General features: G+C 61.6%; 11 protein-coding genes. 1 reads left to right on the top strand and 10 read right to left on the bottom strand.

Going from position 1 to position 13598, the window contains the following annotated elements:
- Positions 1 to 75: 75 nt before the first annotated feature.
- Genes MJQ68_RS10605 through MJQ68_RS10595 form a run of 3 tightly spaced genes read right to left on the bottom strand, consistent with a single transcriptional unit; the run spans position 76 to position 6163 of the window.
- Positions 76 to 3243, bottom strand: coding sequence for an ATP-dependent DNA helicase (locus tag MJQ68_RS10605; protein ID WP_238751081.1), 3168 nt, complete (start codon positions 3241 to 3243; stop codon positions 76 to 78).
- Between the two features lie 28 nt (positions 3244 to 3271).
- A complete protein-coding gene (locus MJQ68_RS10600) occupies positions 3272 to 4231 on the bottom strand; it encodes a ribose-phosphate pyrophosphokinase (protein ID WP_406612853.1) in 960 nt (319 codons plus the stop codon).
- Positions 4232 to 4237: 6 nt separating this feature from the next.
- A complete protein-coding gene (locus tag MJQ68_RS10595; RefSeq protein ID WP_238751080.1) occupies positions 4238 to 6163 on the bottom strand; it encodes a CBS domain-containing protein in 1926 nt (641 codons plus the stop codon).
- Between the two features lie 83 nt (positions 6164 to 6246).
- Between MJQ68_RS10595 and MJQ68_RS10590 the strand changes: the two genes are divergently transcribed.
- Positions 6247 to 7800, top strand: coding sequence for a glycine--tRNA ligase (locus MJQ68_RS10590; protein WP_238751079.1), 1554 nt, complete (start codon positions 6247 to 6249; stop codon positions 7798 to 7800).
- Between the two features lie 100 nt (positions 7801 to 7900).
- On the opposite strand, the gene MJQ68_RS10585 is transcribed toward MJQ68_RS10590, so the two are convergent.
- The 7 genes from MJQ68_RS10585 to MJQ68_RS10555 all read right to left on the bottom strand — a co-directional run bounded on the left by MJQ68_RS10585 (position 7901) and on the right by MJQ68_RS10555 (position 13564).
- Positions 7901 to 8893, bottom strand: a complete 993-nt coding sequence (locus MJQ68_RS10585; RefSeq protein WP_238751078.1) for a M28 family peptidase — start codon at positions 8891 to 8893, stop codon at positions 7901 to 7903.
- A 25-nt stretch (positions 8894 to 8918) separates the two neighbouring features.
- Positions 8919 to 9359, bottom strand: coding sequence for a hypothetical protein (locus MJQ68_RS10580; protein ID WP_238751077.1), 441 nt, complete (start codon positions 9357 to 9359; stop codon positions 8919 to 8921).
- Between the two features lie 94 nt (positions 9360 to 9453).
- A complete protein-coding gene (locus MJQ68_RS10575) occupies positions 9454 to 10254 on the bottom strand; it encodes a TPM domain-containing protein (RefSeq protein ID WP_238751076.1) in 801 nt (266 codons plus the stop codon).
- An 86-nt stretch (positions 10255 to 10340) separates the two neighbouring features.
- Entirely contained in the window at positions 10341 to 10772 is a 432-nt protein-coding gene (locus MJQ68_RS10570) for a TPM domain-containing protein (protein ID WP_238751075.1), read from the bottom strand.
- The gene (locus tag MJQ68_RS10565) at positions 10772 to 11359 is read right to left on the bottom strand and encodes a LemA family protein (protein ID WP_238751074.1); all 588 of its coding nucleotides are present in this window, start codon (positions 11357 to 11359) and stop codon (positions 10772 to 10774) included. Before MJQ68_RS10565 ends, MJQ68_RS10570 begins: the two co-directional genes overlap by 1 nt.
- A complete protein-coding gene (gene meaB / locus MJQ68_RS10560; RefSeq protein WP_238751073.1) occupies positions 11356 to 12342 on the bottom strand; it encodes a methylmalonyl Co-A mutase-associated GTPase MeaB in 987 nt (328 codons plus the stop codon). The genes MJQ68_RS10565 and meaB overlap by 4 nt, the downstream gene beginning before the upstream one ends.
- A gap of 178 nt (positions 12343 to 12520) precedes the next feature.
- Positions 12521 to 13564, bottom strand: coding sequence for a potassium channel family protein (locus MJQ68_RS10555; protein ID WP_238751072.1), 1044 nt, complete (start codon positions 13562 to 13564; stop codon positions 12521 to 12523).
- Positions 13565 to 13598 lie beyond the last annotated feature (34 nt).

Raw genomic sequence — 13598 nt, 5'->3', positions numbered from 1 at the left:
ATTCAGGGCACGGATTTTTCACGGATTAATCGGTGAAGCCATCTGTGCTTTAATCCGTGTACTCTGTGTTTAACCCTATGCACTATCATCCAGATCGTACACCGCCTCGGTGCGCTCCAGCGGCACCTCATCGGTCAGGTCCTGTACGAAGCGGCACCAAGCGCAGTCGGGTTTGCCGCAGCCGTCGAACTGTTGCTCCTGGATGGCCTCCCAGGTTTCTGCTAGGATCTTGCGTAGCGCAGTGGTATCCTGCTGGTTGAGCTCCAGGTGTTCCTCGGGTTGCTCTCCGTCAGGATTGGTAAGTAGGTAGCTAATGCGGCCCTCGCGCACGCGGCGGAGGGTGCCGGGCCGGTTGTCGAACAGTAGCTTATAGAACGTGAGCTGACGCCAGTAGTCGCCGCCGTGGGGAGCCTTGGCGGTGGGCCGGCGCAGCTTATTGGAGCTGCTGGTGCTGGTCTTGTAGTCCACCACGCGGACGTAGGCATCGCTGATCACGTCGACGCGGTCGATGATGCCGGTGAGGGGGATGCCGTCTACCTCGGCGTTGCGGATCAGGTATTCGATCTCTACATCGTGCACCCAGCTGCTGTGGTAGCGGTCGTAGTAGGTAGCGAGTTCGCGGCGGCCGCGCTCCAGTCGGTTGTGGTAGCCCTGGGTAGTGAGCTGGCCCCGCCGCTGGCCGAGTGCGATCTCGAAATTGTAGATGAGCTCTTCCTTGCTGGGAAAGATCTGTGCCGGGTCCCGCTTCATGCGCAGGAAGTAGTTCTGCAGGGCCTCGTGCAGGGCCGAGCCGTACAGCGTGCGCTCCCGTTCCCGATCGGGTACGCGGAGTAGCTTTTCGTAGTAGAAGCGCAGCGGACAGTCGAGGTAGGCATAAAGCGCGCTCACGCTCATGCGGAAGTCTTCCAGTAGGGCAGCGATCGCGGAGCGCTCCAGTACGGGGAAGCGGGCCTTGTCCTTGGGCTGTAACTGGAGGTGGGCAAGCTCCGTCAGCGTATCCGCATCGAGGCTGGCTTCCCGTACCGCTACCCCACCCGCTTCGATGAGTTCATCCACAAAGGCTACCTGCTGCTGCATCTTATCACGCACACTGAGCTCGGCGCAGGAGAGAATAACCTCCGAGCGGGCACGCGTGAGGGCAACGAAGAAGAGCCGCCGCCGGGCCTCCTCCTCATCTTCGGTAGTCGCGTAAGTGAGCGTATCCGGGAGCTTGAAGCGGTTACTGGCGCGGCTACCACCCGTTCCCCAGGCCTTTTCGCTACAGTCGAGCATCCACACCTTTTCGAATTCTAATCCCTTTGCGCTGTGTGCCGTGACCAGCAGGACTGCATCCGCCTGATCGAGGTGGGACCGCAGGGGCAGGGCGATCCGGTTGCCGTCCATCTGTACCAGGGTGTCCAGCAGATCGGTCAGCGTGATGCGGGGGCGGCGGGCGATCTCGCGCAGCACGAAGTCGGTGAAGGTGGCCACGTGCTGTAGCAGCTCGGCCCGATTGGGGTCACGCAGCACGGAGGCTAGTAGCCCGGAGCCGTTGAGTACCCACTCGATGTACTCGGGCAGGGGCAGGCTGCCGATGAGTCCGATGGCTTCCTCCAGCCAGTCGGCTACGCGGCGCAGGTCCTGCGGGGCATCCAGACCGACTGGATAAAGGGCATCGGCCCGCAGGTATTCCCGCCAGCTCGGTAGCCGGCCGTCGCGGCCCAGGGTGTCGAGCCGGCCCAAGTTAAGCAGCGAGAGATCGTGGGGCGATAGCCCGAAACAGCGAAAGTGCAGGATGCGGAACAGCAGATACTCTCCGGTGCCCGGTCGTTCCTGCTCGGCCTGTAGGTAGCGGAGGAGTTCGCGGAGTTGGCGCACGGGCCGGCCGTCCAGTACGTTCGGCCGCCGCTTACTGCGGTAGGGAATGCCGGCGCGTTCCAGTAGGTGGCGGAGGAGCTCGGCCTGACTATGCTTAGCGTAGATGACGGCCAGCTCGGACCAGGGGATACCGGCATCGTGCCACCGCTTGAGCTGGCCTACGAGGTAGCCGGTCTCCTGCCGGTGGTCGGTGAAGGAGAGGTAGGTGACCTCCCCCCCCGCCTTTATTGGAGTAAGAGCCGACCCGCTATGATTACTAACCAATCGCTTATCGATGCGGTGCTCGGGAAGGCGGTCACCAATGCGAAGGATATTGCGGTTAATGAGGGCATCCGCACCGTCGAGGATGGGCTGGGTGCTGCGGTAGTTTTCGTTGAGGGTGACGATGGTCAGGTCCTTGGCGTAGCGCCGTTGGAAGTCGATCATGGCATTGAGCCGCGCCCCCTGAAACTCGTAAATAGCCTGGTCGTCGTCGCCTACGATGAATACATTGGGGGAGTCCCAGTAATCAGTGAGGTGGCGGATGATGCGGTCCTGGCTGCCGTTGGTATCCTGAAATTCGTCGATGAGCAGGTAGCGGAACCGCTCCTGGTAGCTCAGCAGCAGACCGGGATGATCGTGGAAGGCGCGCAGTACCCAGCCGATCATGTCGCCGTAGTCGTAGCGACGCTGTTCCTTGAGCGCCTCCTGGTAGTGGGGGAACAGCGCCACGGCGGAAGACAGCTTGGCCATCCGTAGGCGCTCCTCGGCCACCTGCCCCTCCTTGGGGTCACCGGCTTGCTTGTTCTTGTACTTACGCTTGTAGGTGAAATCGGGGTGGGACTCCAGTCCGTCGACGTAGGTCTTAATGCGTTGCTGCAGCTCGTCTTCGGTCCAGTTCTCGGCCTTCATCTGGGCAAACAGGTCCTGCAGGTGATCCTCGTAGTGATAGGTCTCGTGGTAACCGAGGCGCAGGGGATCGGTCTGCGGAAGCCGGTCCATCAGGCTGCGGATGATACGGATACGCTCCAGTTCCGCAAGGGGCTCCAGCCCGGGCCGGCCGAAGTAGTGCAGGTTGTTCTGAATGAGGTTGCTGCAGAAGCTGTGGAAGGTGTAAATGCTCACGCGGTGCGCCTCGGGACCGATGAAGCTGAGCAGGCGCTGACGCATGGCCTTTACCCCAGCGTCGGTGAAGGTGAGGCAGAGGATGTTGTGGGCACCGGCATCGGTCTGCAGCAGGATGTTGCCGATGCGGGCGGCCAGCAGGTGAGTCTTGCCGGTGCCGGGGCCGGCCAGGACCATGACGGGGCCCTCTACGGTGTCTACCGCCCGCCGCTGCTGCACGTTGAGGCGCGCTAGCTCGTCTTTAAAGCTAGCGTTGTAATCGTACAGTTTACGGCTGGGCATAGAAGGAATAAACCGGTCGGACCGTAGGCTAGTTGACGAATAGGGCCGAGATACTGGCGTTGTCGTGGGTGTTGCGGATGGCGGTGGCGAACAGGTCGGCGGAGCCGAGCACCTTGATCTTGGGAGACTCCTGCTTCAGGGGGATGGTATCCGAGACGATGAGCTCGTGGAGCTGACTGTTCTCGATGTTCTCGTAGGCGTTGCCGCTGAGCATGGGGTGAGTGGCGATGGCGCGCACGCTGCGGGCACCACGCTCCATGATGAGATCAGCAGCACGGCAGAGGGTACCTGCGGTATCGACCAGGTCGTCAACCAGGATGACGTCGCTACCGGCGACGTCGCCGATGAGGGTCATGCCCGCAATCTCGTTGGCGCGCTTGCGGTACTTGTCACAGATGACCATATCGCGCTCGAAGTACTTGGCGTAGGCCCGGGCCCGCTTCACCCCGCCCATATCGGGACTGGCGAAGATGACGTTGCTCATATCCTGCTCCCGGAAGTAGGGGATGAAGATGGCCTGACTCTGCAGGTGATCCACGGGAATATCGAAGAAGCCCTGGATCTGGTCAGCGTGGAAGTCCAGCGTCATGATACGGTCCACACCGGCGGCCTCCAACAGGTTAGCGATGAGTTTGGCACTGATGGGCACGCGGGGGCGGTCCTTACGGTCTTGCCGGGCGTAGCCGAAGTAGGGGATCACCGCGCAGACATAGCCGGCCGAGGCGCGCCGGGCCGCGTCGATGGTCAGCAGCAGCTCCATCAGGTTATCACTGGGCTGGAAGGTGCTGCCGATGATGAAGACGTACTCACCGCGCACGCTCTCCTCGATGATGGGTTGCATCTCCCCGTCGCTGAAGCGGGCGATACGGAATGCACCGAGCGAATGGCCGTAAGCGGCGGAAATCTGCTCGGACAGATACATGCTCTTGGTCATGGACAGGAGCGTTACCCGATCACTCATGGGGGTCAGGCGGGGCGTATGGGACATAGAAGGTTATTTCAGCCGCTCGATGAGGCGGCCGGCTACACGGAGAAAATCCATTTCGGTGATGATACCCACCAGTTCGTTGTCTTTGACTACCGGGAGGCAGCCCAGCTTGCAGCCGCGCATGATCTGCATGGCTTCCTTGATGGTCGTCTGGGGGCTGACGGTTTCGGGTACGGTGATCATGAGGTCACCGACCGTCTTGTAGTCGTTCATCTCGTTGTTGATGCGGCCGCGCTGGATGTAGTAGCGCAGCAGCTTGCGGGTGGTGATGAGACCGCAGAGGTGACCGTTCTCGTCCTCGACCGGGACGTAGCGGAGCTTGCGCCAGTCCATCAGGTCACCCACCAGCTCCAGGAGATCGGTCTCCCGCACGGTGAACAGGTCGGTCTCCATAAACTCCTCCACACGCAGCCCCACGGGGCGGTACTGCTTCAGGTCGTCTACGGTGGGTAGGGGCCACTGGTGCACGGGTACGTCCTCCATCTGGCGCTTGACCATCTGGGAGGTGAGTATAGTGACGGCCTCGTCCCGATTGACCCGCTCGGTCAGCTGAGTGAACGACTTGAGGAGCCAGCGGGCACCGTTCTGGTGCACCTCGGCCCGCCCCTGGATCACGCTCAGGTAGCGCTCGATATCGGCCTGGTCGATACCCTGCAACTTGAGTCCGCTGTAGGCCAGGGGGATCAGCTCCTGCAGGATCAGGTCGCGGCAGGTGATCTTACGGTTGCCGAACCAGGTGAACTGACTATCGATACCGAATTTAGCGGCCTTGGAGAAGTTATCCTTCACGTCGGCGAAGCTCAGGTGCTCGCGGATGTCCTTGAACTCGTGGGCCATGCCGATCACCACACCCAGCCAGAAGGCAGCGTTGGCGGTCTGATCGAGTACCGTAGGTCCGGAGGGCAGCACCCGGTTTTCGATGCGCAGGTGCGGCATGCCGTTGTCGCTGATGCCGTAGCAGGGGCGGTTCCAGCGGTAGACCGTACCGTTGTGTACCTGCAGGGCACGCAGGTTAGGCACCTTGCGCTGACCGATCATCTCCAGGCTATCCTGGTCGATTTCGGAGCCCAGCAGGACGCGGAAGCGGGCAATGTCTTCCTTATAGATCTCCATGATGGACTTATCGAGCCACTGGGTGCCGAAGCTTACGCGGGGCTCGCTGGTGCGCATGTGCTCCTTGCTGGTGCGCACGTCGAGCGATTGCTGGAACAGCGCGATCCGCGATTCGTGCCACAGGCGCTTGCCGAACACCAGGGGGCTGTTGGCTGCGATGGCAAGGATCGGGGCTGCAATGGCCTGCGCGATGTTATACATCGGGACGAAGGTCTGCGGCGTGACCTGCAGGTGCACCTGGTAGCTGGTATTACAGGCTTCCAGGAGCGGGGAGTCGTGATTGACGTGGAGCTCGTCGATACCCTGCAGGTTGAGTTCGAAGCCGCGCTCGTTCTTCTGCTGGGCCTTGATGGCCTCGATCAGGGCCAGGTAGCGGGCCTTGGGGGTCAGGTTCTCCAGGGCCAGGTCGAACTTGCGCAGCGTGGGCAGGATACCCGTAAGTACGATGTGGGCGTTGTTGGCCTTGGCGGCTTCCTTCACGATACCCAGCTGGTACATGTTTTCCTGCTCCATCTTGCGCAGGGCGTCACCGGTGAAGACCTGGGGGGTGAAGTTGGTTTCCAGATTGAAACGCGCGATCTCCGTAGTGGCCCAGGGGTACTGCTGGAGCCGCTTGAGCACGTTCATATTTTTGGGGGTCGGCTTGAGCGTCTTTTTATCGACCAGGCACATCTCTTGCTCGGCGCCGATGCGGATGGTATCCGTCTCGAACCACTCGTGTTTGAGCATATACTCCAGCGCCTGCACATCCTGCAGCAAGTGGCGTGTAAAATTGGCACGGCTGTCCTGCGTGGGCACGTTAACTCTTTCCTCTCCCATGGTAGTCTAGTGTCCGCGTAAGGTACGATTCCCCCCGCACCTGCGGCCCCGCACCTATCTTCGCCCGCTAAATTGTACAACCTATGGCTACCGCTCCCGACTTCAAGGCCCTGACCGCCCACGCCAAAGAGAACGGCTTCATCTACCAGAGCTCGGAGATCTACGACGGCCTGGCCGCCGCCTACGACTACGGCCCCAACGGCGTGCTGCTCAAGAACAACCTCAAGGAATACTGGTGGAAGTCGATGGTACAGCTCCACGACAACATCGTAGGCATCGACGCCAGCATCTTCATGCACCCCAAGACCTGGAAGGCCTCCGGGCACGTGGACGCCTTCAACGATCCGTTGGTCGACAACAAAGACAGCCAGAAACGCTACCGCGCCGACGTACTGGTCGAAGACCACATCGATAAGATCGAGGGCAAGCTGAATAAGGAACTAACGAAGGCGCGCAAGCGCTTCGGCGAAGCCTTCGACGAGGCCGAGTACCGCCGTACCAACGCCAACGTGCTCCGCTACCAGGGGCAGATGGACGATGTGGCCGGCCGCCTGGCCACCGCCATGACCGACGGCGACATGGACGCACTGCGCCAGCTCATCGAAGACCTTGGCATCAGTGAGCCCGACACCGGCAGCAAGAACTGGACCGAGGTGCGGCAGTTCAACCTCATGTTCTCCACCCAGCTCGGCAATATCGCCGGCGAGGAGGGCAAGCTCTACCTACGGCCGGAGACCGCCCAGGGTATCTTCGTCAACTTCACCAACGTACAGAAGACCACGCGGCAGAAACTGCCCTTCGGCATCGCCCAGATCGGCAAGGCCTTCCGCAACGAGATCGTGGCCCGCCAGTTCATCTTCCGGATGCGGGAGTTCGAGCAGATGGAAATGCAGTTCTTCATTGCCCCCGGTACCCAGCAGGACTGGTACGCCAAGTGGAAGGAGGCCCGCCTGAAGTGGCACCTGGCCCTGCACCCGCAGGACAAGCTCCGCTTCCACGACCACGATAACCTGGCCCACTACGCGGATGCGGCCGTCGATATTCAGTTCGACTTTCCCTTCGGCTTCAAGGAGCTCGAGGGTATCCACAGTCGCACCGACTTCGACCTAGGCGCCCACCAGGAGCTGAGCGGTAAGAAGCTGCAGTACTTCGATCCCGAGACCAAGGAGAGCTACGTCCCCTACGTCGTGGAGACCTCCATCGGCGCCGACCGGCTCTTCCTGGCTACCCTCACCCACGCCCTGCGCGACGAGCAGGTGCCCGGTCAGGACGACCCCAATAATACCCGCACGGTCCTGGCTCTGCATCCGGCTCTGGCCCCCACGAAAGCCGCCATCATGCCCCTCAAGCGCAATGACGAACGGCTGGTCGCTATGGCCAAAGACATCTTCGACGACCTCCGCTTTCAGTTCGAGGTGCAGTACGACGACACCGGCTCCATCGGGAAGCTGTACCGGCGGCAGGATGCGGTGGGTACCCCCTTCTGCATTACGGTCGATTTCGATAGTCTGGAGGATGGTACGGTGACCGTCCGCGATCGCGATACCCTGGAGCAGGTGCGGGTGAAGAAGGAGGAGCTGGCCGGGATGATCGGGCCCCGGGTGGATATGGGTACGCTACTTCGCTCCGCTCAGTGAAACACAGATTACACGGATTATAGCACAGATTAGTCACAGATTACATGTCAGGTATCTGTGTTAAATCTGTGCCCTAATCTGTGTAATCCGTGGTGAGTCTCTACAACGTACCAGCCGCCTCCCGAAACACCGTAGCCAGTACCACCTGCCCCGCCGCGCGCAGCGTCCGCTTATCGATCACGTCCATATTGTCGTCGCCGGTGTGCCAGTGGGGGGCGAAGCTGCCCTGACCGTCCTTCTTCAGGTTGATGATGTCGATGGTGGGGATGCCCGCGATGGTATTGATGAAGTAGTGGTCGTCAGTGATGCCGCTACCGCGCTCGTTGACGTAGTAGTTGCCGTAGCCCATCTGATCGGCCAGGCGCCAGACCTTGCGCACGATATCCTTACCGTACTTTTCCGAGTAGCCCTCCACGAGGAAGGTCGCGTCGCGGGCACCCACCATGTCCAGCAGGATACCGAAGCGGGGCTTGGGGGAGGGCACGTTTTTGGCGTAGTACTGCGCACCGAGACCATAGCTATTGGGGTTGCTGGCGTTGGCTTCGCCGTAGTCCTCGGCGTCGAGTAGTACGATGTCTACGCCGATGTCGGGGGTGTTGAGACCGAGCTGGCGGGCTATTTCCAGCAGTACGCCTACGCCGCTGGCCCCGTCGTCGGCACCGTTTACGATGGCATTGGGGTCGTCCTCCAGCTCGCTATCGGCGAAGGGGCGGGTGTCCCAGTGAGCGGCTAGCAGGATGCGGTCTTCCAGCTCCGGAGCGTAGCGGGCGATGATGTTGGTAGCGCTGAGGTTAGTACCGTCGAAGGCCCGGGCCTCAAAGTCTTGCTTAGTGACCTGAGCGCCGAAGCGTTCCAACTGTTCGATCAGCCAGTCGCGGGTCTGGCGGTGGGCGTCGGTGTTTACTACGCGGGGACCGAAATTGACCTGCTGCTCCACGTAGGCGTAGGCGCTGTCGCGGTCGAACTTGGGTACGGGTTTGGTGTCGCGGGCGGGCGGGGTCCCGGTAGCTACCGGGGGGGTGGTATTGGTGGCGTCGTTGTTACAGCCGACCAGGATGCAAAGGGCCAGTACGTAGAGGATACTTCGGGTCAAGGGATTCTATTTCGGGGTAGGCAGACTACTTCGCCACCAGCTCGGCGTCCGTAAGCAGGTACATCAGCTGGTTGATATTGCTGTCGTTAAGGGTGAGCGTGCCGCGTAGGGTGATGCGGCTGGTACTGTACTTGACCGGCTCGGTGGCCGTCACTTCCATCACCGTCTCCGGACCCGCGCCCCCGCAAAAGAAGCACATGTTGTAGGGGTAGGCGCTGAAGACGAATTCGTTGTGGCTCTTGTAGCCCTCCACCGGTACGATGTAGCCGCTGATCTCGATGGTCTTGCCCGCCATGGCCCGGATGTCCTCGCTAAATACTGGCACGTCCACCTTGAAGCCGAGCAGCTCGTCGTACTTCTTTTCGTAGCTGACCTTAGCGAGTTCCTGCCAGGTGGAGGCCGCGGCAGTTTGGGCAAACAGGCCGCCGGTAAATGAGAGAAGACACGTGAGTAACAAATAGCGCATCGGGGAGAGATTAGAGTGACTTAGATAAACGTAACGCGACCAGTCCGGGGAAGGCTGTGAACGCGGCGTTAAAGGCAGTTTGTCGGAGCCTGGTCTACCAGCCGCCGCCCGCACCGCCGCCTCCAAATCCGCCGCCGCCGAAGCCGCCAAATCCACCACCGCCGCCGAAGCCACCGCCACCTCCAAATCCGCCGCCGCCGCCACCGCCGCCGAATGCACCGGGTAGGAAGATCCAGCCCGCGCCGCGCCGACGCCGCCTGCGCCGGGGGTCGTGCTCGTCGTAGCGCCCGTTGCGCCAGTAGCCGCCGTCGTCATCATCGTCATCGTCGTGCCGGTCGCCGAAACGGCTGATGAGCATGAAGACGAGAAAGATGCCGATGAAGACGAAGACGGGGGGGATGCCGGGGCTGGCCTCCGGCACGTCGTCGGCGGTATACTCCCCGCGGCCGGCGTCCATGATGGCCTGCACCGCACCGGCGATGCCGCCGTAGTAGTCGCCCTGCCGGAAGGCCGGGGTCATGATGTTGCGGATGATGCGGCCGGCGCGGGCATCGTTGAGGAAGCCCTCGGCGCCGTAGCCGGTCTGGATGAAGATCTTGCGGTCGTCCCGCGCTACGTAGAGCAGTATGCCATTATCTTTTTGCTCCGAGCCACCTACGCCCCAGGCCGAGGCGATGGCCAGGCTACGGTCGAAGGCGTCCTCGCCCTGCAGCGAAGTCTCGGTGACCACCGCGATCTGGGTAGATGTTTCCTTCGCGTAGGCGTTCAGGGCCTGGGTCAGCTGACTCTGCTGGGCGGAGGTGAGCAGCCCCGCGTAGTCGTTCACCAGCTGATCCGACTTGGGCGGAACGGCGGGCTGCGCGACTACTGCCACGGACAGTAGGAGCAATAGCATCACCGAAACCCACTTTAAATAGCCTTGCATCTTGATAGGATTTGGGTGATTGAAAGTTGAACGTCTGCCCGTGTTTCAAACAGAAACTACTTATTGTAGCTGATTTCGTCAGGCAGCTCGTTGACGTCATCGGTCTGGTAGGGGAAGTACTGCCGGAGCTTCACGCCGATCTGCTGGATGGCCTTCTCGATGCCCGTAGCAAACTCGCCGCGCTTGAAGTGCTGCTGCATCAGGTCGCGCTCGGTGTCCCAGAAATCTTCGGGCACCACCTTATTGATGCCCTCGTCTCCGATGATGGCAAACTCCCGGCGATCTACCGCCAGCAGGATGAGCACCCCGTTGCGGTCCTGAGTCTTTTGCATACCTAGCTCGCCGAACACGCGGGTGGCCACCTGTAGGGCGGGCTTGCGGGCACCTACCTCTACGTGTACGCGGATCTCTCCGGAGGTAGCTAGCTCGGCGGCCTGGATGGCCGCGATGATGGTGGCCTCCTCTTCCTTATTGAAAAAGCGAACCACTAGAATTCGACCGTCGGGGCGTCCTGCGCGCCGGCCTCGGCCTGGAATTGGGGCTTCTGCTCGAACCCGAAGACGGAGGCGAAGAGCGCACCGGGGAAGCGGCGCACCTTGATGTTGTAGTCCGTAGCCGCTTCATTGAAGCGACCGCGGGCCGTAGCGATGCGGTTCTCGGTACCGGCTAGCTCGTCCTGCAGGGCCTGGAACTGCTGGTTAGACTGTAGCTGCGGGTACGCCTCGGCGGTAGCCAGCAAGCGGCCCAGGCCCTGACTGACCTGCGCCTGCGCGGCCTGAAACTGCTCGAGCTTTTCGGGCGTAAGGTCACCGGCGTCGATGTTGATGGAGCTGGCCTTGGCGCGCGCCTCGGTGACAGCCTCCAGGGTGCCCCGTTCGAACTCAGCGGCTCCCTTGACGGTGGCCACCAGGTTGGGGATGAGGTCGGAGCGGCGCTGGTACTGAGTCTCTACGTCCGACCAGACCTTCTCGACGTTTTCCTCGGAGTTGACAAAGCCGTTGTAGCTGGAGCAGCCCGCGATGAGCAGGATAGCCAGGACGGCCACGACAACCGCCAGGGTGGAAAATGATCTCATTGTGTACTGTTTTGTTGAAAGTCCGCCAGTATAACAGCGGCAGTGGCGGGAATGGTGATGTGTTCGTCGAGCCGCGCCCGTAGTTGGTCGTTATCCAGGCCGGCTGCTGCAAGATAACCCGAGAGTCTTCGCAGCAGTTCGCGGCGGAGCTGTTCGTGTAGCCACATAACCCGCTGTTCGCTACGGCGCTGCCGGATGTACGCCCCCTGCTGATCACGGTACAGCGCCATCCGATCGGCCACCTCCCCTACCCCCGCACCGGTGAGTGCGCTGGCGGTGGCTACCTCTACCGTCCAGCCGTCCGGACGGGGCGGTGCCAGGTGCAGCCCACGGCGCAGTTCGGCCGCCGCCAGGCGGGACTGCTTGGGTAGGCTATCGGACTTGTTGACCACCAGATGATCTGCCAGCTCCAGAATGCCGCGCTTGATGCCCTGCAGGTCGTCGCCGCTGGCGGGCTGGGCCAGGAGCAGGAAGGCGTCCGTCATACCGTGCACCTGCCACTCGGCCTGCCCCACGCCTACGGTCTCCACGATGATGTAGTCGTAGCCCGCCGCCTCACACAGGAGCACGGCTGCGCGGCTGGCCGGCCCCACGCCACCGAGTTCTCCGGCGTTAGGACTGGGGCGGATGTATACCTCCGGCAGACGGGTGAGCAGCTCCATGCGGGTCTTGTCGCCCAGGATGCTACCGCCGCTCAGGCTACTGGTGGGATCGATAGCCAGCACGGCCAGTCGGTGACCGCGGCGGACAAGCTCCTGTCCGAAGGTTTCAATGAAGGTAGACTTACCTACCCCGGGCGTACCGCTGACGCCGAGGCGGAAGGTAGGCTTCGGGGGACTGTACTGCTCGGCCAGGGCGATCAGCTCGGCGGCCGGGCCCAGGTCTTCGGGTCGCGTACTTTCTACCAGGGTGATGGCACGGCCCAGGGCACGGCGGTGCGCCGGGGCGGAGGTCAGTTGGCGAAAGAGCTCGGTAGGCGACATACGGGAGGGGGCGGAAGGCGGGGCGGTTAAAGATTACCTAAAGCAGGGGACAGAGCAGTGGATCCAGGTGTAGAAGTGGTTCATTTACTCACCGGCCACCCCCCGCACCGATCGCTTTCTTCCCTTCGTGGTAGTGCGCGAGTCTGCCCCGGGCGGCGTGGGTGTCCGGCTTTATGCTTCAAGTGGGCAGATTGAATAGCTTGCGGAAGGCCGTCAGTTGCTCGGGGTTACCGACTACGATAAAGCTACCCTCCGGTTCCAGGATGGTTTTCGGCCCCGGGTTCACCCGGTACTTGCCGCCCTGCAGGCGGTGACCGATGATGTTGACGCCGGTGCTGGAGCGCAGGTTGAGCTCCATGATCGGTTTATTCCGATACTTACCGGGCATCTGGTCGTACCGCAACTCTTCGAAGCCGATATCGGCCGACAGCTCGTTGGTGATAAAACTGAAGAACTCCACCGCCCCGGGCTTCGAGATCAGCGTGGCCATGTAGAAGCCGCCGATCTGCTCGGGCATGATCACGTGGCTGGCGCCGGCCTTCATCATCTTCTGTCGGCTGCGTACCTCCTTGGCCCGGCTCACGATACGCAGGCCCGGGTTCAGATCCTTGGAGGATAGTACGATGAAGAGGTTGTCGCTGTCGTCGTTGAGGGCGGTGATCAGGGCATTGGCCCGCTCGATACCCGCGGCGAAGAGGGTTTCGTCATGGGTGGCATCATCGACGACGTACAGTGCATCCCGCTCCTCTTCGATCAGGTCCCGCAGCTTTTCCTCGTTTTGCTCGATGACGACGTAGGGGTGGTCGTGTAGCCGCAGATGGCTCACGATCTCCTGCCCGTACTTCCCGTAGCCGCACACGATGGTGTGCCCCTGCATCTTACCGATCTTCGACTGGATCCGGTTGTACTGCATAGTCTCAAAGAGTTTACCGTCAATGACGTAATAAGAAAAGGCCGCCAGCACGTAGGCCACGATGCCGATGTTGAACACTACGAGGGCCGATACGAACATCCGCCCCGCCCCCGACAGCGGCTTCACCTCCCCAAAGCCTACCGTAGAGAGTGTGATCACCGACATATAGAAGGCATCCACCAGCGTATACCCCTCGATCAGCATCAACCCCAGCGTACCGATCGCCATGGCGATCAGCAGCAGCAGCAGGGCCAGCCGCAGGTCCAGCGCCGTACTAGAGAACCCTATCCGCGGAAACCGACGTACCATCGCCCCAAAGTACAACGGTCCCGCCCGACGGCCC

This window comes from Neolewinella maritima (assembly GCF_923081025.1).
Taxonomy (GTDB): Bacteria; Bacteroidota; Bacteroidia; order Chitinophagales; family Saprospiraceae; genus Neolewinella; species Neolewinella maritima.
This window is presented reverse-complemented; position numbering and strand designations above follow the sequence as displayed.

Bases quoted from the DNA above. Each gene is read 5' to 3' on its own strand.
- MJQ68_RS10605 (WP_238751081.1), bottom strand. From the start codon at position 3,243: ATGCCCAGCCGTAAACTGTACGATTACAACGCTAGCTTTAAAGACGAG.
- MJQ68_RS10600 (WP_406612853.1), bottom strand. From the start codon at position 4,231: ATGTCCCATACGCCCCGCCTGACCCCCATGAGTGATCGGGTAACGCTC.
- MJQ68_RS10595 (WP_238751080.1), bottom strand. From the start codon at position 6,163: ATGGGAGAGGAAAGAGTTAACGTGCCCACGCAGGACAGCCGTGCCAAT.
- MJQ68_RS10590 (WP_238751079.1), top strand. From the start codon at position 6,247: ATGGCTACCGCTCCCGACTTCAAGGCCCTGACCGCCCACGCCAAAGAG.
- MJQ68_RS10580 (WP_238751077.1), bottom strand. From the start codon at position 9,359: ATGCGCTATTTGTTACTCACGTGTCTTCTCTCATTTACCGGCGGCCTG.
- MJQ68_RS10575 (WP_238751076.1), bottom strand. From the start codon at position 10,254: ATGCTATTGCTCCTACTGTCCGTGGCAGTAGTCGCGCAGCCCGCCGTT.
- MJQ68_RS10565 (WP_238751074.1), bottom strand. From the start codon at position 11,359: ATGAGATCATTTTCCACCCTGGCGGTTGTCGTGGCCGTCCTGGCTATC.
- meaB (WP_238751073.1), bottom strand. From the start codon at position 12,342: ATGTCGCCTACCGAGCTCTTTCGCCAACTGACCTCCGCCCCGGCGCAC.
- MJQ68_RS10555 (WP_238751072.1), bottom strand. From the start codon at position 13,564: ATGGTACGTCGGTTTCCGCGGATAGGGTTCTCTAGTACGGCGCTGGAC.